Source organism: Pseudomonas sp. 67(2021) (assembly GCF_017491835.1).
Taxonomy (GTDB): Bacteria; Pseudomonadota; Gammaproteobacteria; order Pseudomonadales; family Pseudomonadaceae; genus Aquipseudomonas; species Aquipseudomonas atacamensis.
Map to the genome: position 1 here is coordinate 146,161 of NZ_JAFGYL010000013.1, position 23,024 is coordinate 169,184.

Below are 23,024 nucleotides of genomic sequence, written 5' to 3' on the forward strand. Positions count from 1 at the left end.
CACATGGCAAGTCCAATTCTACCGGGTTCCGGACTGGGTTCCGGCCTGGACATCGGTGCGATCGTCACTGCCTTGGTCAATGCCGACAAGGCGCCGAAGCAGACGCAGATCGACACTGCGACCAAAGCCAACACGCTGAAGATTTCCGGTATAGGGTCGCTGAAAAGCGCGCTGACCGCTTTCCAGACAGCGATGAGCAATCTTGGCAACAAAACCAACCCGGCCTTCGCCGGTTTCACCGCTTCAGCGAATAACACGACGCTGACCGCTACCTCCGATAGCACCGCGGTTTCGGGCAGTTACAGCGTCGTTGTCAGTCAGCTGGCTACGGGTTCGAAAGTCGCCAGCGCATCTTTCGCCGGCGGTGCCGCCAGTGCCATTCCGAGTGGTACCCTGAAAATCAGTCAGAATGGCACTGATTACAACGTCGATATTCCGGCGAACTCCACCTTGCAAACCACGCGCGACGCGATCAACAAGGCACAGGGCGCCAACGGTATCTCAGCGAACATCGTGACCGACAGCACCGGCGCTTCGCGCCTGGTCATCAGCTCGAGCAAGACTGGCGAAGGCTCCGACCTCACCGTCAGCGGCATTGCCGGTCTGGAAATCGATGGCACCAAGCCGATGGGTGCAAGTCCAGCAGCAGGGGCTTCGGGTGCGGTCAACGGTGTCGCACAAAACGCTCAGCTGACCATTGACGGCTTGCAGGTCAGCAGCAAGAGCAACACGGTGACCGGTGCTATCAGTGGCTTGACGCTGAACTTGACGACAGTCAGCCCTGTAACGGGCAATGTTGCGACTCCGACTATTGTCGGCGTGGACGCTAACACCAAGGGCCTGCAAACATCGATTCAAGCGTTTGTCGATGCATTCAACACGCTGAAAAACACCATTGATACGCTGTCCAAGGCGACGCCGGACGCAGATGGCAAGCTGACAGTGCAGGCGGCGTTCACGGGCGACGCCATGCCGCGCGCGCTGCTTGCCAATGTTCGAGCGGAATTGACTGCGCCAGGCGCCGGTGGGCCTTTGGCGGTGCTGTCGCAGTTGGGTGTCATGACCGACCGCAACACCGGTAACCTGACGTTTGACTCCAATGCGTTCAACAAAACGATGGCCCAGCCAGGCATGACCGGTCAGGTTCAACAGTTGTTTACCGGTACTGACGACACCAATGGTCTGTTGGCGCGCATGAGCAAGGCGGTGGATCCGTACCTCAAGCCACCGGCGGATGACAAGCTTGGTACCGGCTTGCTCGACCAGCGTATGGCCATTCTGAACAAGAACACGCGCAACCTGACCAATCAGCAATTGGCTTTGGACTTGCGTGTCGCCAACTTGACGAAGACGTTGACCGCCAAGTACAACGCCATGGACTTGCTGGTCGGCCAGATGAAAGCAACAGCCAGCAACATCACGTCGTTCTTCAGCACGCTGAACGCTCAGCAATCTGCGAAGTAACGAGCAGGGACGACAAAAACCCGGCTACGCTTTATCGGCGTGTGCCGGGTTTTTGTCTTTTGATCTAAAGTTCTGCGATTCGTTGGCGATACACTGCTTATACGAGTCATTGTGGCAATGAGGTAGAACATGAATCCAATGTTAGCCCTTCGGCAGTACCAGAAAGTCGGCGCTCACGCACAGACTTCCGAAGCAAGCCCGCATCGTCTGGTGCAAATGCTGATGGAAGGTGGTCTGGAGCGTATCGCTCAGGCCAAAGGCGCCATCGAACGCAAGGACATCCCGGCCAAGTGCACGGCGATCAGCAAGGCTGTCGGCATCATTGGCGGCTTGTGTGAGGGTCTGGATCTGGAAAACAGCGCCGATTCAGTAGGCGAGCTCAACCAGCTGTACATCTACATGATGAAGCGGCTGGCTGAAGCCAACGTCAAGAGCGATCCGAAGATTCTTGATGAGGTAGCCGGCCTGCTGACAACGGTAAAAGAAGGCTGGGACGCCATCGCGCCCGTGCCGGCTCCGCAGTTCTGAAGGAGATCACCATGAGTCTTGTATTGCAGCGAATTGCCGATACCCGTGAAGCGTTGGTCGGAGCATTGGCCGAACGAAACTGGGAAGCCATTGGTGAGTTGGATCTGGCTTGCCGTTCCTGCATGGAAGACGTCATGGCGGAAGCTTCGCTGGACGAAGTAGCACTGCGCGACAACCTTGAGGAGCTGCTATTCGTCTACAAAGAGCTTCTCGAGGTAGCAATGGGCGAGCGGCAGGCGATAGCCAACGAGATGTCGCAGATCACCCAAGCGCAAAAGGCTGCAAAGGTTTACCATCTGTTTGGTTGATTAACCGTCAGTTGAACCAGAGATGTGCGCCATAAATTTGACTGTGCACGGTTTTTTGACTTAACTAGTGGCTATTATCAGGTTTAGGGCGTCTACAGGCACATGGTGTCCTGCAAGCGTCTCGCTTGCCTTATTTTTCGGGCATTGAGTTGACTAGGGAAGTTGCTATTGCATGTGGCGTGAAACCAAAATTCTGCTGATCGATGACGATAGCGTCCGCCGCCGCGACCTGGCGGTGATTCTGAATTTTCTTGGCGAAGAAAATTTACCCTGCGGCAGCCATGACTGGCAGCAGGCTGTCGGCTCTTTGTCGTCTAGTCGTGAAGTCATTTGCGTACTGATCGGGACCGTCAATGCTCCTGGCGCGCTTTTGGGCTTGCTAAAGACACTCGCAACCTGGGATGAGTTCCTTCCGGTTTTGTTAATGGGCGATAATTCTTCCGTTGACCTGCCTGAAGACCAGCGTCGCCGCGTCCTGTCGACCCTGGAAATGCCGCCTAGCTACAGCAAATTGCTCGATTCGCTGCACCGCGCCCAGGTCTATCGCGAGATGTACGATCAGGCTCGCGAGCGCGGCCGTCATCGCGAACCCAATCTATTCCGCAGCCTCGTCGGCACCAGCCGTGCGATTCAGCACGTGCGGCAGATGATGCAGCAAGTGGCCGACACCGACGCCAGCGTGCTGATTCTTGGCGAGTCCGGCACCGGCAAGGAAGTGGTCGCGCGCAACCTGCACTACCACTCCAAACGCCGCGACGCGCCATTCGTGCCGGTCAACTGCGGGGCGATCCCTGCAGAGCTGCTCGAAAGCGAACTGTTCGGCCACGAGAAGGGCGCTTTCACTGGCGCGATCACCAGCCGTGCCGGGCGCTTTGAGCTGGCCAACGGCGGCACGCTGTTCCTCGACGAAATCGGCGATATGCCGCTGCCGATGCAGGTCAAGCTGCTGCGCGTATTGCAAGAGCGCACCTTCGAACGCGTGGGCAGCAACAAGACCCAGAGCGTCGACGTGCGCATCATTGCCGCAACGCACAAGAATCTCGAAAGCATGATCGAGATCGGCTCGTTCCGCGAAGACCTCTACTATCGCCTGAACGTGTTCCCGATCGAGATGGCGCCACTGCGTGAGCGCGTCGAAGACATCCCGCTGCTGATGAACGAACTGATCTCGCGCATGGAGCACGAGAAGCGCGGTTCGATCCGTTTCAACTCGGCGGCGATCATGTCGCTGTGCCGTCACGGCTGGCCGGGCAACGTCCGCGAGCTGGCCAACCTGGTCGAGCGCATGGCGATCATGCACCCGTACGGCGTGATCGGCGTGGTCGAGTTGCCGAAGAAATTCCGCTACGTCGACGACGAAGACGAGCAGATGGTCGACAGCCTGCGCAGCGATCTGGAAGAGCGCGTGGCGATCAACGGCCATACGCCTGACTTCAGCGCCAGTGCACTGCTGCCGCCGGAAGGCCTCGACCTCAAGGACTACCTCGGTGGTCTGGAGCAGGGCCTGATTCAGCAAGCGCTGGACGATGCCAATGGCATTGTTGCCCGCGCCGCTGAACGTCTGCGCATCCGTCGCACCACCCTGGTCGAGAAGATGCGCAAATACGGCATGAGCCGGGCTGGAGGAGACGAACAGGCGGATGATTGACGCCTGTTTTTCAAGCGCTTCATTTATAAGCAGTTTTTTTTAGGCACGGGTATTGCTACAGCCCTCGCAACGTTCCGTTTCACTGACGGTCAGCCAAGCGAGAGAGCCCAATGCCCCAAGCCGCCCAGATCTCTTCTGCCTCCAATATCGTGGGGCAACCCTCGTCCGTAGAGCAGGCAAGTCGTCAGGGGCTTGAGCAGGCCTTCCAGCTGTTCAACCAGATGTCGAGCCAGCTGACCGACTCCTACAGCCTGCTCGAAGCGCGGGTCACCGAACTCAAGGGTGAGCTGGCCGTGGTCAGCGCCCAGCGCATGCAGGAACTGGCGGAAAAAGAACGCCTGGCCAATCGCCTGCAAAACCTCCTCGACCTGTTGCCCGGCGGCGTCATCGTCATTGACGGTCACGGTCTGGTACGCGAAGCCAACCCGGCCGCCATCGATCTGCTCGGCTCGCCACTCGAAGGCGAACTCTGGCGCCATGTGATCGCACGCTGCTTCGCTCCCCGTGAAGACGACGGTCACGAAATCTCCTTGAAAAACGGTCGACGCCTGTCGATTTCCACCCGCTCGCTGGATGCCGAGCCGGGGCAGTTGGTGTTGCTCAACGACTTGACGGAAACCCGGCATCTGCAGGATCAACTGGCACGGCATGAGCGTTTGTCGTCGCTGGGGCGCATGGTTGCCTCGCTGGCCCACCAGATTCGCACGCCGCTGTCCGCCGCTTTGCTTTACGCCAGCCATTTGACCGAACAGCAATTGCCGGTGGAAACCCAGCAACGCTTTGCCGGGCGCCTGAAAGAGCGTCTGCACGAACTCGAACATCAAGTGCGCGACATGCTGGTGTTCGCTCGCGGTGAATTGCCGCTGACCGACCGCATTACCCCCAATGCCTTGATGCAATCGCTGCAGGCAGCGGCGCTGACCCATGTGCAGGATCTGCCGATCCGCTGGCAGTGCGACAGCCATGCCGGTGAGCTGCTGTGCAACCGCGATACGCTGGTCGGGGCATTACTGAATCTGATTGAAAACGCCATTCAGGCCAGCGCCGGCGGGGCGCGCCTGAAAGTGCATTGCTACACCAGAGGCAACACTCTGCGCGTGTGTGTCAGCGACAGCGGCAGCGGCATTGAGCCGACAGTTCTGGTGCGCCTCGGCGAGCCTTTTTTTACTACCAAAGTTACCGGGACCGGCCTCGGCCTGACCGTGGTCAAAGCGGTGGCCCGTGCGCATCAGGGAGAATTGACCCTGCGCTCGCGAGTCGGGCGCGGCACCTGCGCGCAGGTCAGCCTGCCACTGTTTTCCGCTGCACAGGGAGTTGAATAAACGTCATGGGCCTCAAGGTGTTGCTGGTCGAGGATGACCGTTCGTTGCGCGAAGCGCTGGCCGATACGCTGCTGCTCGCCGGCCACGACTATCACGCCGTCGGCAGCGCCGAAGAAGCACTGACGGCGGTCGCGCAGCAAGCCTTCAGCCTGGTGGTCAGTGACGTCAACATGCCGGGCATGGACGGCCACCAATTGCTCGCGGTGCTGCGCGCGCGCCAGCCGCAATTGCCGGTGCTGCTGATGACCGCCCACGGCGCCGTCGAGCGTGCGGTCGATGCGATGCGCCAAGGGGCGGCGGATTATCTGGTCAAGCCGTTCGAGCCCAAAGCGCTGCTCGATCTGGTGGCGCGCCATGCGCTGGGCAGCATTGACGCTGGCGAAGCGGATGGCCCCGTCGCCGTTGAACCGGCCAGTGCGCAGTTGCTTGAGTTGGCGGCGCGGGTTGCGCGCAGTGATTCGACTGTCCTCATCTCCGGCGAGTCTGGCACCGGTAAAGAAGTGCTGGCGCGCTACATTCACCAGCAATCGCGACGGGCGAGCCAGCCGTTTATTGCGATCAACTGCGCGGCGATCCCTGACAACATGCTCGAAGCGACATTGTTCGGTCATGAGAAGGGTTCGTTCACCGGCGCTATCGCCTCGCAGGCAGGCAAGTTCGAGCAGGCGGACGGCGGCACCATTCTGCTCGACGAAATTTCCGAAATGCCCCTCGGCCTGCAAGCGAAGCTGCTGCGCGTTCTGCAAGAGCGTGAAGTGGAGCGAGTGGGCGCGCGCAAGCCGATCAGTCTGGATATTCGCGTGGTCGCCACGACCAACCGTGATCTGGCCGGCGAAGTGGCGGCGGGGCGTTTTCGCGAAGACCTGTTTTATCGCTTGTCGGTTTTCCCTCTGGCCTGGCGTCCACTTCGCGAACGCACTGCCGATATCCTGCCGCTGGCGGAAAAGTTGTTGGCCAAACACGTCAATAAAATGAAGCACGCAGCAGCGAAGCTGTCCCCCGAAGCCCAAGCATGTCTGACCGCGTACCCGTGGCCGGGCAATGTGCGTGAACTGGACAACGCCATTCAGCGCGCGCTGATCCTGCAGCAGGGCGGTTTGATTCAGCCGCAGGATTTTTGCCTGAGCGGTGCGGTGACATTTGCGCCGTTGCCGGTCCCGGCATCGGTGATCCGCGAGGTGGAAATCGAGGCGGATTCTTCCGGCGCCCTTGGCGATGACCTGCGCCGCCGGGAGTTTCAGATGATCATCGACACCCTGCGCGCTGAGCGTGGCCGGCGCAAGGAAGCTGCCGAAAAGCTCGGCATCAGCCCGCGAACTCTGCGCTACAAGCTCGCGCAAATGCGCGACGCCGGGATGGACGTCGAAGGCTATCTGTTCGCCACCTGATCGATGCTGCAAAACATTCCAGATGCTTTTCTCAGAAGGGTGCCCACTAGCTGGCACCCTTGTTGCTAATACCTGTGTACCCGCCGAGTGAGTGTCAAAAAATTGCGGGCCGCCCAAGAGAGTAGACCATGAGCCAAGGTATTGAATTTAATCGGTTGATGATGGACATGCAGGCCATGAAAGTGGATGCCATGTCTGCGCGTAAATCGACTGCCGCTGTCCCTGAAATCGCGGGCAGCAGCTTTTCCGACATGCTCGGTCAGGCGATCAATAAAGTCAGCGATACCCAGCAGGCGTCGACTCAACTGGCCAACGCGTTCGAGATCGGCAAGAGCGGTGTCGACCTGACTGACGTCATGATTGCGTCGCAAAAAGCCAGCGTGTCGTTCCAGGCTCTGACCCAGGTGCGCAACAAGCTGGTCCAGGCTTACCAAGACATCATGCAGATGCCGGTTTAAGGGCGAAATAAGTCATGGCAGAAGCAGTCGCTGATAACGTTCCGGCCAAGGCCACCCCGATCGACGGCAAACCGCCGCTGTTCGGCCTGTCCTTTCTGGAAAACCTTTCCCAGATGACCGTGCTGCGTCAGGTCGGCCTGTTGGTCGGTCTGGCTGCGAGCGTGGCGATTGGCTTTGCCGTGGTGCTGTGGTCGCAGCAGCCGGATTACCGTCCACTGTACGGCAGCCTTGCCGGCATGGACGCCAAGCAGGTCATGGAAACCCTGGCCGCCGCTGACATCCCTTACAACGTAGAACCCAATTCCGGCGCCTTGCTGGTCAAGGCCGACGACCTGTCCCGTGCGCGGATGAAACTCGCTGCTGCTGGTGTCACTCCCAGCGACGGCAACATCGGTTTCGAAATCCTCGACAAGGAACAGGGTCTGGGCACCAGCCAGTTCATGGAAGCGACCCGTTATCGTCGCGGCCTCGAAGGCGAACTGGCGCGGACCATCTCCAGCCTGAACAACGTCAAGGGTGCCCGCGTGCACCTGGCGATTCCGAAGAGTTCGGTGTTCGTCCGTGACGAGCGCAAGCCAAGCGCTTCGGTACTGGTCGAGCTGTACAGCGGGCGTTCGCTGGAGCCGGGTCAGGTGGTGGCGATCATCAACCTGGTGGCGACTTCTGTGCCAGAGTTGAGCAAATCGCAGATCACCGTCGTCGATCAGAAGGGCAACCTGCTCTCCGATCAGGCGGAGAACTCGGAAATGACCATGGCCGGCAAGCAGTTCGATTACAGCCGCCGCATGGAAAGCATGCTCACCCAGCGCGTGCACAACATTCTGCAACCGGTACTGGGCAACGATCGCTACAAGGCTGAAGTTTCGGCCGACGTCGATTTCAGTGCCGTCGAATCGACTGCCGAGCAATTCAACCCGGACCAACCGGCGTTGCGCAGCGAGCAGTCGGTCAACGAACAACGTACCGCCAGCAATGGTCCGCAAGGTGTGCCGGGTGCCCTGAGCAACCAGCCACCGGCGCCTGCCTCGGCGCCGCAGACCACCGGTGGCACCGCCGCACCGGCCGGGATGATCCAGCCGGGTCAGCCACTGGTTGACGCCAACGGTCAGCAGATCATGGACCCGGCCACCGGCCAGCCAATGCTCGCGCCGTACCCGGCGGACAAGCGTCAACAATCGACCAAGAACTTCGAGCTCGACCGTTCGATCAGCCACACCAAGCAGCAGCAGGGCCGTCTCAATCGCCTGTCGGTGTCGGTGGTGGTCGACGATCAGGTCAAGATCAACCCGGCCAACGGTGAAACCAGTCGTGCGCCGTGGAGCGCCGACGAATTGGCGCGCTTCACTCGTCTGGTGCAGGACGCCGTCGGTTTCGACGCCAGCCGTGGCGACAGCGTCAGCGTGATCAACATGCCGTTCTCCGCCGAGCGTGGCGAAGTGATTGCCGATATTCCGTTCTACTCCCAGCCATGGTTCTGGGACATCGTCAAACAAGTGCTGGGTGTGCTGTTCATCCTCGTACTGGTGTTTGGTGTGCTGCGTCCGGTGCTCAACAACATCACCGGCGGTGGCAAAGGCAAGGAGCTGGCCGGTCTGGGCAGCGACGTGGAACTCGGTGGCATGGGCGGCCTGGACGGCGAACTGGCCAACGACCGCGTGAGCCTCGGTGGTCCGCAGAGCATTCTGTTGCCGAGCCCGAGCGAGGGTTATGACGCGCAGCTGAATGCAATCAAGAGTCTGGTAGCTGAAGACCCGGGTCGCGTGGCTCAGGTCGTGAAAGAGTGGATTAACGCAGATGAGTGATAACCGAGCCGCCACCGTCAAACTGACCAAGGTCGACAAAGCCGCGATTCTGCTGCTGTCCCTGGGTTCGACCGATGCTGCGCAAGTGCTGCGCCACATGGGCCCCAAAGAGGTTCAGCGCGTCGGCGTGGCCATGGCGCAGATGGGCAACGTCCATCGCGAACAGGTCGAGCAGGTGATGAGCGAGTTCGTCGACATCGTCGGCGATCAGACCAGCCTCGGCGTCGGTTCCGACGACTACGTGCGCAAGATGCTCACCCAGGCCCTGGGCGAAGACAAGGCCAACGGCCTGATCGACCGCATCCTGCTCGGTGGCAACACCAGCGGCCTCGACAGCCTGAAATGGATGGAGCCGCGCGCAGTCGCTGACGTGATCCGTTACGAACACCCGCAGATCCAGGCGATCGTGGTCGCGTACCTCGATCCGGATCAGGCCGGTGAAGTGCTCGGCAACTTCGACCACAAAGTGCGTCTGGACATCATCCTGCGTGTTTCGTCGTTGAACACCGTGCAACCGGCTGCCTTGAAAGAACTCAACCAGATTCTCGAGAAACAGTTCTCCGGCAACTCGAACGCCTCGCGCACCACCCTGGGTGGCATCAAGCGTGCGGCCGACATCATGAACTTCCTCGACAGCTCGATCGAAGGCCAGCTCATGGACTCGATCCGCGAAGTCGACGAAGACCTGTCCGGTCAGATCGAAGACCTCATGTTCGTGTTCAACAACCTTGCCGACGTCGACGACCGTGGCATCCAGGCACTGTTGCGCGAAGTATCTTCCGATGTGCTGGTGCTGGCCCTCAAGGGTTCGGACGAAGGCGTCAAGGAAAAGATCTTCAAGAACATGTCCAAGCGTGCTGCCGAACTGTTGCGCGACGACCTCGAGGCGAAAGGCCCGGTGCGCGTCAGCGATGTCGAAACCGCGCAGAAGGAAATCCTCACCATTGCCCGTCGTATGGCCGAAGCCGGCGAGATCGTGCTCGGTGGCAAGGGCGGCGAGGAAATGATCTAAGCCCATGGATAAGCCTGACGAATCTGTGACGGATCTGATCCGCGCCCGCGATGTTCGTGGTTTCGAGTCCTGGGCGCTGCCCAGCTTCGACCCGCCGAAACCGGAACCCGAGCCTGAGCCGGAGCCCGAACCGCCGGAAATGGAAGAAGTGCCGCTGGAAGAAGTCCAGCCACTGACCCTGGAGGAACTCGAAAGCATCCGTCAGGAGGCTTACAACGAGGGCTTCGCCATCGGCGAAAAAGAAGGTTTTCACAGCACCACGCTGAAGGTGCGTCAGGAAGCCGAAACGGCGCTGGCGGCGAAAATCGCCAGCCTCGAGCTGTTGATGGCCAACCTGTTCGAACCGATCGCCGAGCAAGACACCCAGATTGAAAAGTCGCTGGTCGACCTCGTGCAACACATCACCAAACAGGTGATCAAGCGCGAACTGGCCATCGATTCGACGCAGATCGAACACGTCATGCGCGATGCCCTCAAGCTGCTGCCGCTGGGCGTGGAAAACGTGCGCCTGTACGTCAATCCGCAGGATTTCGCCCAGGTCAAAGCCCTGCGCGAACGCCACGAAGAAACCTGGCGCATCGTTGAAGACGAGTCGCTGTTGCCGGGCGGCTGCCGGGTTGAAACCGAGCACAGCCGCATCGACGCCAGCGTCGAATCGCGGGTGACCCAGGTTATGGCCAAGCTGTTCGACCAATTGCATGAGCAGGCTCTGCATCCGGCAGCGCCTGACTTGAGTCTGGACATTCCCGAAGACACCCCAGCGGCTGTCGACTCTGACGAGCCGCGCGCGGACGCCAGCGATGCGCCTTGAACGCACCAGCTTCGCCAAGCGCCTGAGCACCTATGCCGGGGCCACCGAGATTGCCGGCGCGCCGATCCTTGAAGGTCGGCTGCTGCGCATGGTTGGCCTGACCCTCGAAGCCGAAGGCCTGCGCGCCGCCATGGGCACCCGCTGCATGGTGATCAATGACGACAGCTACCATCCGTCTCAGGTGGAAGCGGAAGTCATGGGTTTTTCCGGCAGCAAAGTCTTTCTGATGCCGGTTGGCAGCGTCGCTGGCATTGCCCCGGGCGCCCGCGTGGTGCCCCTGGCCGATACCGGTCGTTTACCGATGGGCATGAGCATGCTCGGCCGTGTCCTCGACGGCGCCGGTCGCGCGCTGGACGGCAAGGGCGGCATGAAGGCCGAAGACTGGGTGCCGATGGACGGCCCGACAATCAACCCGCTCAACCGTGACCCGATCAGCGTACCGCTGGACGTCGGCATCCGTTGCATCAACGGTTTGCTGACGGTCGGCCGTGGCCAGCGTCTGGGCCTGTTCGCCGGTACCGGCGTCGGTAAATCGGTGCTGTTGGGCATGATGACCCGCTTCACCGAAGCCGACATCATCGTCGTCGGCCTGATCGGTGAGCGTGGTCGCGAAGTTAAAGAGTTCATCGAGCACATCCTCGGTGAAGAAGGCCTCAAGCGTTCGGTAGTGGTTGCCTCGCCGGCGGACGATGCGCCGCTGATGCGTATGCGCGCGGCGATGTATTGCACGCGCATCGCCGAGTATTTCCGCGACAAGGGCAAGAACGTTCTGCTGCTGATGGACTCGCTGACCCGTTTCGCCCAGGCCCAGCGGGAAATCGCTCTGGCCATCGGCGAACCGCCAGCAACCAAGGGCTATCCGCCCTCGGTGTTCGCCAAACTGCCGAAACTGGTGGAGCGTGCCGGTAACGCGGAGAAGGGCGGCGGTTCGATCACGGCGTTCTACACCGTACTGTCCGAAGGCGACGACCAGCAGGACCCGATTGCCGACTCGGCGCGGGGTGTGCTCGACGGCCATATCGTGCTGTCACGACGCCTGGCCGAGGAAGGTCACTATCCGGCGATCGACATCGAAGCCTCGATCAGCCGGGTGATGCCGGCGGTGGTTTCGCCGGATCACATGCAGCGCGCGCAGTATTTCAAGCAGCTTTGGTCGCGCTATCAACAGAGCCGCGATCTGATCAGCGTCGGTGCCTATGTGGCCGGTGGCGATCGCGAGACCGATCTGGCGATTTCCCTGCAACCGCAGTTGGTCAGGTATCAGCGCCAGGGCCTCAACGACAAAATCAATCTGGGTGAAAGCCAGGCCTATCTGGAAACCCTGTTCGCCCCTGCGGCGGGCGGGTAACCGGCCATGGCCGTCAGCCGCGCCGCGCGCCTGGCACCGGTGGTGGACATGGCCGAAAAGGCCGAGAAAGCCGCCGTGCAGCGCCTCGCCTACTTTCAGGGCCAGGTCAAAGTTGCCGAAAGCAAACTGGCCGACCTCAATGCCTTTCGTCTGGATTACTCGCAGCAGTGGATCGTGCGCGGCAGCACCGGCGTGACCGGGCAATGGCTGCTGGGTTTTCAGGGTTTCCTGGCGCAACTCGATACTGCCGTCGACCAGCAACGGCAGAGCCTGGTCTGGCATCAGAACAAGCTCGACAAGGCGCGTGAGGAATGGCAGCAGGCGTTTGCCCGCGTCGAGGGTTTGCGCAAACTGGTGCAGCGCTATCGCGACGAGGCGCAGCGCCTGGAAGACAAGCGCGAGCAGAAGCTGCTGGATGAACTGTCCCAGCGGTTGCCACGGCGTGATGCCTTCTAAATCACACCGCCAAACCCTGTGGGAGCGAGCCTGCTCGCGAAAGCGCCGTGTCAGTCAACCCTGTAGTCAACTGCCAGAACGCCTTCGCGAGCAGGCTCGCTCCCACACTTGTTCAACCGTTGCGCCTTGCCCCAACCCTATCCAGGTGCTACACCTTGTACAGGTTCGTCAATGACAAGGAAGCCAGTCAATGTCAGTCGTTACAGAAGTCTCTCCAGACCAGAAAAAGCTCACCATCGCCGTCAAAGGCCGGTTCGATTTCGGTCGCCATCAGGAATTTCGCGAGTCGTATGAACGGCTCCCACACAAACCCGAATCCATCGTGGTCGACCTCAAAGAGGCCACTTATCTCGACAGCTCAGCGCTGGGCATGCTGCTTCTGCTGCGTGATCACGCCGGCGGCGACGAGTCGGATATCCGTGTCGTCAACAGCAGCTCCGATGTGAAGAAAATCCTCGCGATTTCCAACTTCGACAAACTCTTCGACATCAGTTGACGCCCATGCAGGCGCAAGAGCCGCTGACCATTCTTATCGCCGAAGACAGCGCCGCCGACCGGCTGCTGCTGTCGACCATTGTCCGCCGTCAGGGCCATCGGGTGCTGACGGCGGCCAATGGTGCCGAGGCGGTGGAAACGTTCAAAGAACAGCAGCCCGATCTGGTGTTGATGGACGCGCTAATGCCGGTGATGGACGGCTTCGAAGCGGCGCGGCAGATCAAGGCACTGGCGGGGGAAGCGCTGGTGCCGATCATCTTCCTCACATCCCTGACCGAGAGTGAGGCGCTGGCCCGGTGTCTGGAGGCTGGCGGCGACGACTTTCTGGCGAAGCCGTACAACCAAGTGATACTCGCCGCCAAAATCAAGGCGATGGATCGCTTGCGCCGCCTTCAGGCAACGGTCCTGCAGCAGCGCGATCTGATCGCCAGACATCACGACTATCTACTCAACGAACAACGCGTGGCCAAAGCGGTGTTCGACAAAGTCGCGCATTCCGGTTGCCTGAGTGCGCCGAACATCCGATACCTGCAATCGCCTTACGCGCTGTTCAACGGTGACTTGTTGCTCGCGGCGTACACGCCGGCCGGTGACATGCACGTCATGCTCGGCGATTTCACCGGGCATGGTTTGCCGGCAGCGGTGGGGGCGATGCCGCTGGCCGAAGTGTTTTATGGGATGACCGCCAAGGGCTATGGCCTGGCCGAAACCCTGCGCGAGATGAACGCCAAGCTCAAGCGCATCCTGCCGGTGGACATGTTCTGCTGCGCTACCTTGCTCAGTCTGAGTTTCCAGAGCCGTTCGGTGGAGGTGTGGAACGGCGGCATGCCCGACGGTTACTTGCATCGCATGGCCAGTGGCGAGCGCGTGCCGTTGCCGGCGCGGCATTTGCCACTGGGGATTCTCAGCGCGCAAGCCTTCGATGACCGTACGGATGTGTATCCGATGGCCGTCGATGATCGGGTGTTTCTGTTATCGGACGGGGTAATCGATACCTGCGATGCCAATGACCAGTTGTTCGGCGTCGAGCGCTTGCAGCAGGTCTTTGCGGCGAACCGCGAGCCGGATCGGTTGTTCGAGGATATCGAACAGGCACTGCGCGATTTTCGCGGGCAGGCCCGTGACGATGTGAGCATGGTCGAGGTCAGTCTGCTTGAGTCGACGCAGACCCACGGCGCGGCGCCGGTGTATTCCGACAGCGGCCAGTCGTGCCCGCTGGACTGGTCGGCCAGTTTCGAATTTCGCGGCGCCACGCTCAGGCGTTTCAATCCGTTGCCGTTCCTCTTGCAGTTGCTGCTTGAGGTACATGGCCTGCGCGCGCAAAGCGGAGCGCTGTACAGCGTGCTCGCCGAGTTGTATTCCAATGGCCTGGAGCATGGCGTGCTTGGGCTGGACTCCAGCCTTAAACGCGATGCGGCAGGTTTCGCCCGCTACTATGAAATGCGCGCGGCGCGGCTGGAGGCGCTGCAAGACGGTTTCGTGCGCGTGCATCTGCAGGTCCAGCCGCAAGGCGAGGGCGGGCGGCTGGTCATTCGCGTCGAGGACAGCGGCAAGGGCTTTGATGTGGCGCGGGTCATGGAGCGGCCCGTGGATAACGCCCGCTTGTCGGGACGCGGCATCGGGCTGGTCCGGCAACTGGGGCGCAACGCCAGTTGGTCGGACCAGGGTCGTAGTGCCAGCGTGGAGTTTTTCTGGGAGATTGAGGCATAATCCGCCCATTCTTGATCAAGGAGTGAGCAAGTGACAGACACACATGTAGATCGCGAAGTCCTCGATACTTTGCGCGAGGTAATGGAGGACGGCTATACGGAATTGCTGGAGACTTTTCTGGCAGATTCGCAAAGCCGCCTGCACGAGTTGCAGGACAGCACCAGCGCCAAAGCGCTATCCGATGTAGCCCATAGCTTCAAGGGCAGTGCCAGCAACATGGGCGCGGTTCGACTGGCCGAGTTGTGCCAGGACCTTGAGTCGAATGCCAAGGACAAAAGTCCGGAAGCGCTCGCTCAACTGGTGGCCGATATCCATTCCGAATTCGCCGAAGTACGCCCGGTGTACGAAAGCGAAAAGCACCACGCCCACATCCACTGAAGCTGCCGTACGGCGCTTTTCGCAAGTGTCAGGCCAAACTGGCCCGGCACTTGCAGTCATCTTGCTCAACTGTACCTACGATCCCAGTGCAGCGGAGACCGTGTCATGCCTGCGACCCCCAACATTCTTCTTCAGACCGCCGCTCAGGCCAAGGCACAAGCCGCCTCTGCCAAATCGTCGGCAATGGCCGCAGACGCCGGGGACAAGGCCTCCAGCTTCGCCAAAGTGTTCGCCGATCAGGCGCCGGCCAAGCCTGCCGTGAGCGCCGACAACTCAGTCAAGCCGGCACGCGATAAGGTCGCAGACAGCAGCGGCAAAAAGGATATCGGCAAAGATCAGTCTGCCGCGCCCGAGCCAGCTGTTGCCGATAGCGGCAAAGCGTTGCCTGCCGACAAAGCGGCGACGAGCGACGACGCGACTGCCACTGCCGATGACACCACTGAAACGGTACAAACCCCTGTGGCCGATGCCGCGCCTGTAGATCCGGCGCTTGATCCGGCCTTGGCGCAAGTCGTTCAGCCGTTGGTGGCAGCGCCTGTGGTGCAAGCACCAACAGTCACCACGCCAGCCCAGCCGGAAACCGAAACGCCTGCACTGGCGGTCGTGTCGGGCATGGTCAAAGATCCGGCGGCAACCGACAGCGAATTTGATCCGACAGCCGATCCGCTCGATTCGCTGCCGGCCGTGCGCATGGCGATGGAGCAGGGCGGGCATATTTCTGCCGCCAGCCAGGCGCAACCGAAAGCCACGCCTGCTCAAGCTCAGGCTGACGGCGAATTGACCGCCGCGCAGAACTTTGCCGCCGGCATGGCCAGCATGCTCGACGTGCAGGCCGACAAGGACAGCACCAGCCAGGGCGGCGATAAAGCTTTCAGCGGGCTGATCGATGATGGCCTGAAGGATCTGAAGTCCGCCACCAGCGACACCCGTGTCGACGACTTCGCCAACCGTCTGGCGGCACTCACCCAGGCCGCTACGCCGAAAACCGCGAATGCGCTGCCAGTGAATCAGCCGATCGCCATGCACCAGAGCGGCTGGACCGAAGAAGTGGTCAACCGCGTCATGTACCTGTCCAGCGTCAACCTGAAGGCCGCCGACATTCAGTTGCAGCCGGCGGAGCTGGGGCGCCTGGATATCCGCGTGAACATGGTTCCCGATCAGCAGACCCAGGTCACCTTCATGAGCGCGCATCCGAGCGTGCGTGAAGCGCTCGACAGCCAGATGCACCGCCTGCGCGACATGTTCAACCAGCAGGGCATGGGCCAGGTCGACGTCAACGTCGCCGACCAGAACCGTGGCTGGCAGGGGCAGCAAGGCCAGGAGCAGGCGCAGCAGGGCCAGAGTGGCCGGACCAGCGCTGCCGGCGGACGCCTGGATTCGGCGGATGAGGAATTGGCACCAGCTACTGTCGCTGAAGTGGCGGCGCAGACTACCAGCGTGATTGGCACCAGCGCGGTCGACTATTACGCCTGACGCAACGCAATACCCAATGTGGGAGCGAGCCTGCTCGCGAATACGATGTGACATTCGACCTATATGTTGACTGACACATTGCTTTCGCGAGCAGGCTCGCTCCCACATTTGTTTATGGCGCCGTTCAGATGACGCGCTGACACTTCTGGCATAACACTTGCTCTTGCCTTGCCGTGCGACTGTGAAACCCCCGATTAGTGACGGATTATTGGCATGGCGAAGAGCGAAGCTGCAGCAGTAAAAGACCCCGCAACCAAAGGCAAACTCAAGCTGATCATCGTGATCGTGCTGGCGTTGCTGGTGGCCATCGGTGCATCCGTCGGGGCGACCTGGTTCTTCATGCATGGCGCGCAGAGCAAGCCTGCCGAGGCCGCTGAAGCAGCGCCGGTCGGCAAGCAGGCGGCGATTTTCGAGCCGATGGCGCCGGCCTTTGTTGCCAACTACAACCAGAACGGCCGTCAGCGCTACATGCAGGTGAGCATCACCATGCTGGCGCGTAATCAGGCCGATCTGGACGCGCTCAAAGTGCACATGCCGGTTATCCGCAACAACCTGGTAATGCTCTTCTCCGGTCAGGATTTCGCCACACTGGCGACCCCGGTCGGCCAGGAGATGTTGCGCCAGAAGGCCACCGCCAGCGTCCAGGAAGTGGCGCAGAAAGAACTGGGCAAAGTGGTCATCGAACAGTTGCTTTTCACTAATTTCGTACTGCAGTAGGAACACGACATGGCCGTGCAGGATCTGCTGTCCCAGGATGAAATCGATGCGCTGCTGCATGGCGTCGATGATGGTCTGGTACAGACCGATAATGCTGCCGAACCCGGCAGTGTCAAAAGCTACGACCTGACCAGCCAGGATCGCATCGTCCGTGGACGCATGCCGACGCTGGAAATGATCAACGAGCGCTTTGCCCGCTACACCCGCATCAGCATGTTCAACATGCTGCGCCGCTCGGCGGACGTGGCTGTCGGTGGCGTGCAGGTGATGAAGTTCGGCGAATACGTGCACTCGCTGTACGTGCCGACCAGCCTCAACCTCGTCAAGATCAAACCGCTGCGCGGCACCGCGCTGTTCATCCTCGACGCCAAACTGGTGTTCAAGCTGGTGGACAACTTTTTCGGTGGCGACGGCCGTCACGCCAAGATCGAAGGGCGGGAATTCACCCCGACCGAACTGCGCGTAGTGCGCATGGTGCTCGAGCAGGCTTTCGTCGATCTGAAAGAAGCCTGGCAGGCGATCATGGAAGTCAATTTCGAGTACATCAACTCGGAAGTGAACCCGGCCATGGCCAACATCGTCGGCCCGAGCGAAGCGATTGTGGTCTCCACCTTCCACATCGAACTCGATGGCGGTGGCGGCGATCTGCACGTGACCATGCCGTACTCGATGATCGAGCCGGTGCGCGAGATGCTCGACGCCGGTTTCCAGTCCGACCTCGACGATCAGGACGAGCGCTGGGTCAACGCCCTGCGCCAGGACGTGCTCGATGTCGACGTGCCGATCGGTGCCACCGTGGCCCGCCGCCAGTTGAAGCTGCGCGACATCCTGCACATGCAACCGGGCGATGTGATCCCGGTCGAGATGCCGGAAGACATGATCATGCGCGCCAACGGCGTGCCGGCCTTCAAGGTCAAGATGGGCTCGCACAAAGGCAACCTCGCGTTGCAAGTGATCGAGCCGATCGAGCGTCGCTGAGGCGGCGCCTTTCACCCCCGTATTTAACCGAATTGTTGCCCGCCGAGGACACATGATGAACGACGATATGAACGCGCAGGACGATCAGGCACTGGCCGATGAATGGGCTGCGGCCCTGGAAGAAACCGGTGATGCCGGCCAGGCTGACATCGATGCACTGCTGGCCGCCGACGCCGGCACTTCCAGCTCCAACCGTCTGCCGATGGAAGAGTTCGGCAGTGTGCCGAAGAACAATGATCCGGTGACCCTCGACGGTCCGAACCTGGACGTGATCCTCGACATTCCAGTGTCGATCTCGATGGAAGTCGGCAGCACCGACATCAATATCCGCAACCTGCTGCAACTCAACCAGGGTTCGGTGATCGAGCTTGATCGGCTGGCCGGTGAGCCGCTCGACGTGCTGGTCAACGGCACCTTGATCGCCCACGGCGAAGTAGTGGTGGTCAACGAGAAGTTCGGCATCCGCCTGACTGACGTGATCAGCCCAAGCGAACGCATCAAGAAGCTGCGCTGAGTGAAAAGGTTTCTCTGGGTGCTGCTGGCATGGCCGTTGAGCGTGCTGGCTGCCGAGCCGAGCGCGACCACTGCCGCGCCTGCCGCCACCGCGCCAATGGTCAACAGCGGCGTGGCCGGTCAGTTGACGCAACTGGTGTTCGGTTTGCTACTGGTGCTGGGCTTGATCTTCTTCCTCGCCTGGCTGTTGCGCCGCGTGCAACAGGCGGGGCCGGCGGGCAAGGGCCAGGTGATCGAGCTGATCGGTTCCCGCGCGCTCGGTCCGCGTGATCGCTTGATGCTGGTGCAGGTCGGCAACGAGCAGATTCTGCTCGGCCTCAGCCCCGGCACCATCACCGCGCTGCATGTGCTCAAAGAGCCGGTCGAAGTCCCCACCGCCAGTGAAAAAGCGACGCCGGAATTTGCTCAGCATCTGCTGAAGATTCTTGGCAAGGACCAAAAGGATACGAAGTAATGGGTGCGCTCCGCATCGTCTTGACGCTGCTCCTGTTGCTGGCCGCGCCGCTGGCGTTCGCCGCCGATCCGTTGTCGATCCCGGCGATCACGCTGGGCACCAATGCCGACGGCGCGCAGGAATATTCGGTCAGTCTGCAGATCCTGCTGATCATGACCGCGCTGAGTTTTATTCCGGCAGCGGTCATCCTGATGACCAGTTTCACGCGGATCATCATTGTCTTCTCGATCCTGCGTCAGGCCCTCGGCCTGCAACAGACGCCGTCGAACCAGATCCTCACCGGCATGGCGCTGTTCCTGACGCTGTTCATCATGGCGCCGGTGTTCGACCGGGTGAACAACGACGCGCTGCAACCGTATCTGGCGGAAACCCTCACCGCCCAGCAAGCTGTGGAAAAGGCTCAGGTGCCGATCAAGGACTTCATGCTCGCGCAGACCCGCACCAGCGATCTGGAGTTGTTCATGCGCCTGTCCAAGCGCACCGACATCGCCAGCCCGGATCAGGCGCCGTTGACCATTCTGGTGCCGGCGTTCGTGACCTCCGAGCTTAAAACCGCCTTCCAGATCGGCTTCATGATCTTCATTCCGTTCCTGATCATCGACCTCGTTGTCGCGAGCGTGCTGATGGCCATGGGTATGATGATGCTCTCGCCGCTGATTATCTCGCTGCCGTTCAAGATCATGCTGTTCGTGCTGGTCGATGGCTGGGCGCTGATCATCGGTACTCTGGCCAGCAGTTTTGGAGGTGTTTCGCCATGACGCCGGAAGTCGCGGTCGATATCTTTCGTGAAGCCCTGTGGCTGACCACCATGATGGTCGCCATTCTGGTGGTGCCGAGCCTTTTGGTCGGCCTGCTGGTGTCGATGTTCCAGGCCGCCACGCAGATCAACGAACAGACCCTGAGCTTCCTGCCGCGTCTTCTGGTGATGCTGGTGACCCTGATCATCGGCGGTCCGTGGATCGTGCAGACGTTCATGGAATACATCATCCAGCTGTACAAAAACATTCCGATGGTCATCGGCTAAGCCATGCAGTCGCTGCTTCAGCTGACCGACACCCAGATCAGCACCTGGGTGGCGTCGTTCATGTTGCCGCTGTTTCGCGTGGCGTCGATGCTGATGGTCATGCCGGTGTTCGGCACCACCCTGATTCCGCGGCGCGTGCGCCTGTATTTCGCTGTGGCGATCACCGTGGTCATCACCCCGGCGCTGCCGCCGATGCCCGCCGTCAGCCCGCTGGATCTCAGCGGCCTGCTGCTGATCGGCGAGCAGATTCTGGTCGGCGCCGTGCTCGGCTTTTCCCTGCAACTGTTCTTCCAGGCCTTTGCCGTCGCCGGGCAGATTGTCGCGGTGCAGATGGGCATGGGCTTCGCCTCGATGATCGACCCTACCAACGGCGTTTCGGTGGCGGTGATCGGGCAGTTCTTCACCATGCTGGTGACGTTGCTGTTCCTGTCAATGAACGGCCATCTGGTGGTGTTCGAAGTCCTCACTGAAAGCTTCACCACGCTGCCGGTCGGCGGTGGTTTGATGGTTGCGCATTACTGGGAATTGGCCGGCAAACTCGGTTGGGTCCTCGGCGCCGCATTGCTGCTGGTGTTGCCGGCCGTCACCGCACTGTTGGTGGTCAACATCGCGTTCGGCGTGATGACCCGCGCCGCGCCGCAACTGAACATCTTCTCGATCGGTTTTCCGCTGACCCTGGTGCTCGGCCTGTTCATCGTCTGGGTGGGCCTGGCGGACATTCTCAACCAGTATCAACCGCTGGCCAGCGAGGCCTTGCAGTTGCTACGCGAACTGGCACGGGCGCGCTGAGTCATGGCAGAGAGCGAAAGCGGTCAGGACAAAACGGAAGACCCCACGGAGAAACGCAAAAAGGACTCCCGTGAGAAGGGTGAAATCGCCCGTTCCAAAGAACTCAACACCCTCGCCGTGATGATGGCTGGCGCCTCTGCGCTGCTGATCTTCGGCGGCATGCTCGCGCAAGAAATGATGGACGTGATGCGCCTGAACTTCACCCTGTCCCGCGAAGTGGTCATGGACCAAGGCGCGATGGGCCGGTTCTTGCTGGAGTCGGGCCTGATCGCCTTGCTGGCGATTCAGCCGGTGATGATCACCCTGTTGCTCGCCGCCATCATCGGGCCGATCTCCCTCGGTGGCTGGCTGTTCGCCGCAAAGTCGCTGGCGCCCAAATTCAGCCGGATGAACCCGGCCGCCGGCCTCAAACGCATGTTCTCGTTCAAGGCTGTGGTCGAACTGCTCAAGGCCCTGGCGAAGTTTCTGATTACTCTGGGGGTGGCGCTGTTGGTGCTGTCCGCCGACGTCGACGACTTGCTGCGCATCGCCCACGAACCACTGGACATGGCGATCATTCACAGCGTCCTGCTGGTGGGCTGGAGCACACTGTGGCTGGCCTGCGGCCTGATCATCATCGCCGCCGTCGACGTGCCGGTGCAGCTCTGGGAAGCGCACAAGAAACTGCTGATGACCAAGCAGGAAGTGCGCGACGAACACAAGGACCAGGAAGGTCGCCCAGAGGTCAAGCAACGCATCCGCCAGACCCAGCGCGAAATGTCCCAGCGGCGCATGATGGCAGCGATTCCCGAAGCCGACGTGGTCATCACCAACCCGACCCACTACGCCGTCGCACTCAAATACGACTCGGAAAAGGGCGGCGCACCGGTGCTGCTGGCCAAGGGCAGCGACTTCATCGCCCTGAAAATCCGCGAAATCGCAGTGGCCAACAACGTCATGCTGCTTGAATCGCCGGCGCTGGCGCGCTCGATCTATTACTCAACTGAGCTTGAGCAGGAAATTCCTGGCGGGCTGTATCTGGCAGTGGCGCAGGTATTGGCCTACGTCTACCAGATCCGCCAGCACCAGGCAGGCAAGGGCAAACGGCCGGATCCGCTCAAGGACGACTTGCCGATTCCGCCGGATCTGCGTCGCGACTCCTGACGTCGTTGTGCAGCCATTGGTCTGAGATCTCCCTTTACTGTCAACTCTGACAGGTGCGCTCGTCGTGATTTTGCAGTTTGATGCAAGGTGCAGGCACGCACTGACGCTGTCAGGCAGGCGAGTGCAAGGGAGCACGACAATGAAAGGTATTTTCAGCAGTTATGACGAAAAAACCGGAAGGGGCACCATCACGCCGAAGCCCTCGGGACGATGTATTTCCTTTGCCGAAGCCACGGGTTTTTTTCTGACGGCCAAAGAATACCGATTCAGCATTCCATTGCCCGATGCCCTGCGGGCGAGCGTTAAAGTCGGCGGCGAGGTCGAGTTCGAATTGCCCAAGAGCAAGAATGGAAAAGTAAAAATCCTCCGGTATTGAGCAATTGATCGCAAAGCTGCTGAACGGGGCGGCGGTTCTTTATGATCGTTACCACGCGCAGCAAAGGAATGCAGCCCGGGACGCTCCGCGTCCCTTCCAAAGCCGAACGCAGAGCGTCCGTTGAGGCATTCCCACGCAGGAGCGTGGGAACGATCATTGCGCCGTGCTACTGCGCCAACTCCAGATTATCCAGCACCCGATTCACCGCCAATTCCCCGAGCATGATCAGTTGCGCAATCCCCATCAGGGTTCGGCGCTGGGATGGTTTGACCAGTCCGGCGAATTCCTGGGCGATGGTTTTGGCCGAGGCGAGGGTTTCGCAGGCGTTGGCCAGCAGGTCTTCGTTTTTGGTGTCGGCGGTGACGGCGTACATGGCGCGGGGGCTGAACGGCGGTGGAGTAGAGCCGGGTGGGCAGAGGTAGTGGTCGA

At 60.7% G+C, this 23,024-nt stretch carries 26 protein-coding genes; 25 read left to right on the top strand and 1 reads right to left on the bottom strand.

Features of this window, described 5'->3' with window-relative positions:
- Positions 1-3: 3 nt before the first annotated feature.
- The 25 genes from fliD to J5M66_RS17400 all read left to right on the top strand — a co-directional run bounded on the left by fliD (position 4) and on the right by J5M66_RS17400 (position 22,595).
- Positions 4-1,464 (top strand): flagellar filament capping protein FliD, encoded by a 1,461-nt coding sequence (gene fliD / locus J5M66_RS17280; protein ID WP_207808692.1) that lies wholly within the window; start codon positions 4-6, stop codon positions 1,462-1,464.
- A gap of 129 nt (positions 1,465-1,593) precedes the next feature.
- Positions 1,594-1,992, top strand: a complete 399-nt coding sequence (fliS, locus tag J5M66_RS17285) for a flagellar export chaperone FliS (RefSeq protein WP_071171435.1) — start codon at positions 1,594-1,596, stop codon at positions 1,990-1,992.
- 11 nt (positions 1,993-2,003) lie between these two features.
- On the top strand, positions 2,004-2,300 hold the full coding sequence (locus tag J5M66_RS17290; RefSeq protein ID WP_016771085.1) for a hypothetical protein: 297 nt from the start codon (positions 2,004-2,006) through the stop codon (positions 2,298-2,300).
- Positions 2,301-2,472: 172 nt separating this feature from the next.
- Positions 2,473-3,948 carry a sigma-54 dependent transcriptional regulator gene (locus J5M66_RS17295; RefSeq protein WP_016771084.1) on the top strand — a complete coding sequence of 492 codons (1,476 nt, stop codon included), beginning with the start codon at positions 2,473-2,475 and terminating at the stop codon, positions 3,946-3,948.
- A 110-nt stretch (positions 3,949-4,058) separates the two neighbouring features.
- Positions 4,059-5,270: an ATP-binding protein gene (locus J5M66_RS17300; RefSeq protein WP_207808690.1), complete on the top strand. Its 1,212-nt coding sequence runs from the start codon at positions 4,059-4,061 to the stop codon at positions 5,268-5,270.
- 5 nt (positions 5,271-5,275) lie between these two features.
- Positions 5,276-6,658: a sigma-54 dependent transcriptional regulator gene (locus J5M66_RS17305; RefSeq protein WP_207808688.1), complete on the top strand. Its 1,383-nt coding sequence runs from the start codon at positions 5,276-5,278 to the stop codon at positions 6,656-6,658.
- 128 nt (positions 6,659-6,786) lie between these two features.
- Positions 6,787-7,116, top strand: coding sequence for a flagellar hook-basal body complex protein FliE (gene fliE, locus J5M66_RS17310; RefSeq protein WP_016771081.1), 330 nt, complete (start codon positions 6,787-6,789; stop codon positions 7,114-7,116).
- A 14-nt stretch (positions 7,117-7,130) separates the two neighbouring features.
- The gene (gene fliF / locus J5M66_RS17315) at positions 7,131-8,918 is read left to right on the top strand and encodes a flagellar basal-body MS-ring/collar protein FliF (RefSeq protein ID WP_071171439.1); all 1,788 of its coding nucleotides are present in this window, start codon (positions 7,131-7,133) and stop codon (positions 8,916-8,918) included.
- The gene (fliG, locus tag J5M66_RS17320; protein ID WP_016771079.1) at positions 8,911-9,930 is read left to right on the top strand and encodes a flagellar motor switch protein FliG; all 1,020 of its coding nucleotides are present in this window, start codon (positions 8,911-8,913) and stop codon (positions 9,928-9,930) included. The genes fliF and fliG overlap by 8 nt, the downstream gene beginning before the upstream one ends.
- A gap of 4 nt (positions 9,931-9,934) precedes the next feature.
- Complete coding sequence (gene fliH, locus J5M66_RS17325; RefSeq protein ID WP_041479018.1) at positions 9,935-10,741, top strand: flagellar assembly protein FliH; 807 nt, start codon at positions 9,935-9,937, stop codon at positions 10,739-10,741.
- The gene (fliI, locus tag J5M66_RS17330) at positions 10,731-12,089 is read left to right on the top strand and encodes a flagellar protein export ATPase FliI (RefSeq protein ID WP_207808686.1); all 1,359 of its coding nucleotides are present in this window, start codon (positions 10,731-10,733) and stop codon (positions 12,087-12,089) included. Before fliH ends, fliI begins: the two co-directional genes overlap by 11 nt.
- Before the next feature lie 6 nt (positions 12,090-12,095).
- Positions 12,096-12,545, top strand: coding sequence for a flagellar export protein FliJ (gene fliJ, locus J5M66_RS17335; protein ID WP_016771076.1), 450 nt, complete (start codon positions 12,096-12,098; stop codon positions 12,543-12,545).
- 190 nt (positions 12,546-12,735) lie between these two features.
- Positions 12,736-13,041 (top strand): STAS domain-containing protein, encoded by a 306-nt coding sequence (locus J5M66_RS17340; RefSeq protein WP_016771075.1) that lies wholly within the window; start codon positions 12,736-12,738, stop codon positions 13,039-13,041.
- Positions 13,042-13,046: 5 nt separating this feature from the next.
- Positions 13,047-14,750: a fused response regulator/phosphatase gene (locus tag J5M66_RS17345; protein WP_279381530.1), complete on the top strand. Its 1,704-nt coding sequence runs from the start codon at positions 13,047-13,049 to the stop codon at positions 14,748-14,750.
- Positions 14,751-14,780: 30 nt separating this feature from the next.
- Positions 14,781-15,128 (top strand): Hpt domain-containing protein, encoded by a 348-nt coding sequence (locus J5M66_RS17350; protein WP_130901802.1) that lies wholly within the window; start codon positions 14,781-14,783, stop codon positions 15,126-15,128.
- Between the two features lie 105 nt (positions 15,129-15,233).
- Positions 15,234-16,601 carry a flagellar hook-length control protein FliK gene (locus J5M66_RS17355; RefSeq protein WP_207808682.1) on the top strand — a complete coding sequence of 456 codons (1,368 nt, stop codon included), beginning with the start codon at positions 15,234-15,236 and terminating at the stop codon, positions 16,599-16,601.
- 213 nt (positions 16,602-16,814) lie between these two features.
- Positions 16,815-17,318 (top strand): flagellar basal body-associated protein FliL, encoded by a 504-nt coding sequence (gene fliL, locus J5M66_RS17360; protein WP_016771071.1) that lies wholly within the window; start codon positions 16,815-16,817, stop codon positions 17,316-17,318.
- Positions 17,319-17,327: 9 nt separating this feature from the next.
- Positions 17,328-18,296, top strand: a complete 969-nt coding sequence (gene fliM / locus J5M66_RS17365; protein WP_003222890.1) for a flagellar motor switch protein FliM — start codon at positions 17,328-17,330, stop codon at positions 18,294-18,296.
- A gap of 52 nt (positions 18,297-18,348) precedes the next feature.
- On the top strand, positions 18,349-18,810 hold the full coding sequence (gene fliN / locus J5M66_RS17370) for a flagellar motor switch protein FliN (RefSeq protein ID WP_162999812.1): 462 nt from the start codon (positions 18,349-18,351) through the stop codon (positions 18,808-18,810).
- On the top strand, positions 18,811-19,263 hold the full coding sequence (gene fliO, locus J5M66_RS17375; protein WP_024012109.1) for a flagellar biosynthetic protein FliO: 453 nt from the start codon (positions 18,811-18,813) through the stop codon (positions 19,261-19,263). It begins immediately after the preceding gene.
- Positions 19,263-20,021, top strand: coding sequence for a flagellar type III secretion system pore protein FliP (gene fliP / locus J5M66_RS17380; RefSeq protein WP_071171446.1), 759 nt, complete (start codon positions 19,263-19,265; stop codon positions 20,019-20,021). The genes fliO and fliP overlap by 1 nt, the downstream gene beginning before the upstream one ends.
- Positions 20,018-20,287, top strand: a complete 270-nt coding sequence (gene fliQ / locus J5M66_RS17385; protein WP_016771067.1) for a flagellar biosynthesis protein FliQ — start codon at positions 20,018-20,020, stop codon at positions 20,285-20,287. Before fliP ends, fliQ begins: the two co-directional genes overlap by 4 nt.
- Positions 20,288-20,290: 3 nt before the next feature.
- On the top strand, positions 20,291-21,076 hold the full coding sequence (fliR, locus tag J5M66_RS17390; RefSeq protein WP_073472764.1) for a flagellar biosynthetic protein FliR: 786 nt from the start codon (positions 20,291-20,293) through the stop codon (positions 21,074-21,076).
- Between the two features lie 3 nt (positions 21,077-21,079).
- A complete protein-coding gene (flhB, locus tag J5M66_RS17395) occupies positions 21,080-22,219 on the top strand; it encodes a flagellar biosynthesis protein FlhB (protein ID WP_076566597.1) in 1,140 nt (379 codons plus the stop codon).
- Between the two features lie 139 nt (positions 22,220-22,358).
- Positions 22,359-22,595, top strand: coding sequence for a hypothetical protein (locus J5M66_RS17400; RefSeq protein WP_095050185.1), 237 nt, complete (start codon positions 22,359-22,361; stop codon positions 22,593-22,595).
- Between the two features lie 166 nt (positions 22,596-22,761).
- Here J5M66_RS17400 and J5M66_RS17405 read toward each other — a convergent pair.
- Positions 22,762-23,024 (bottom strand): DUF6124 family protein (locus J5M66_RS17405; protein ID WP_207808680.1); only part of this gene is annotated, 263 nt, incomplete at its 5' end.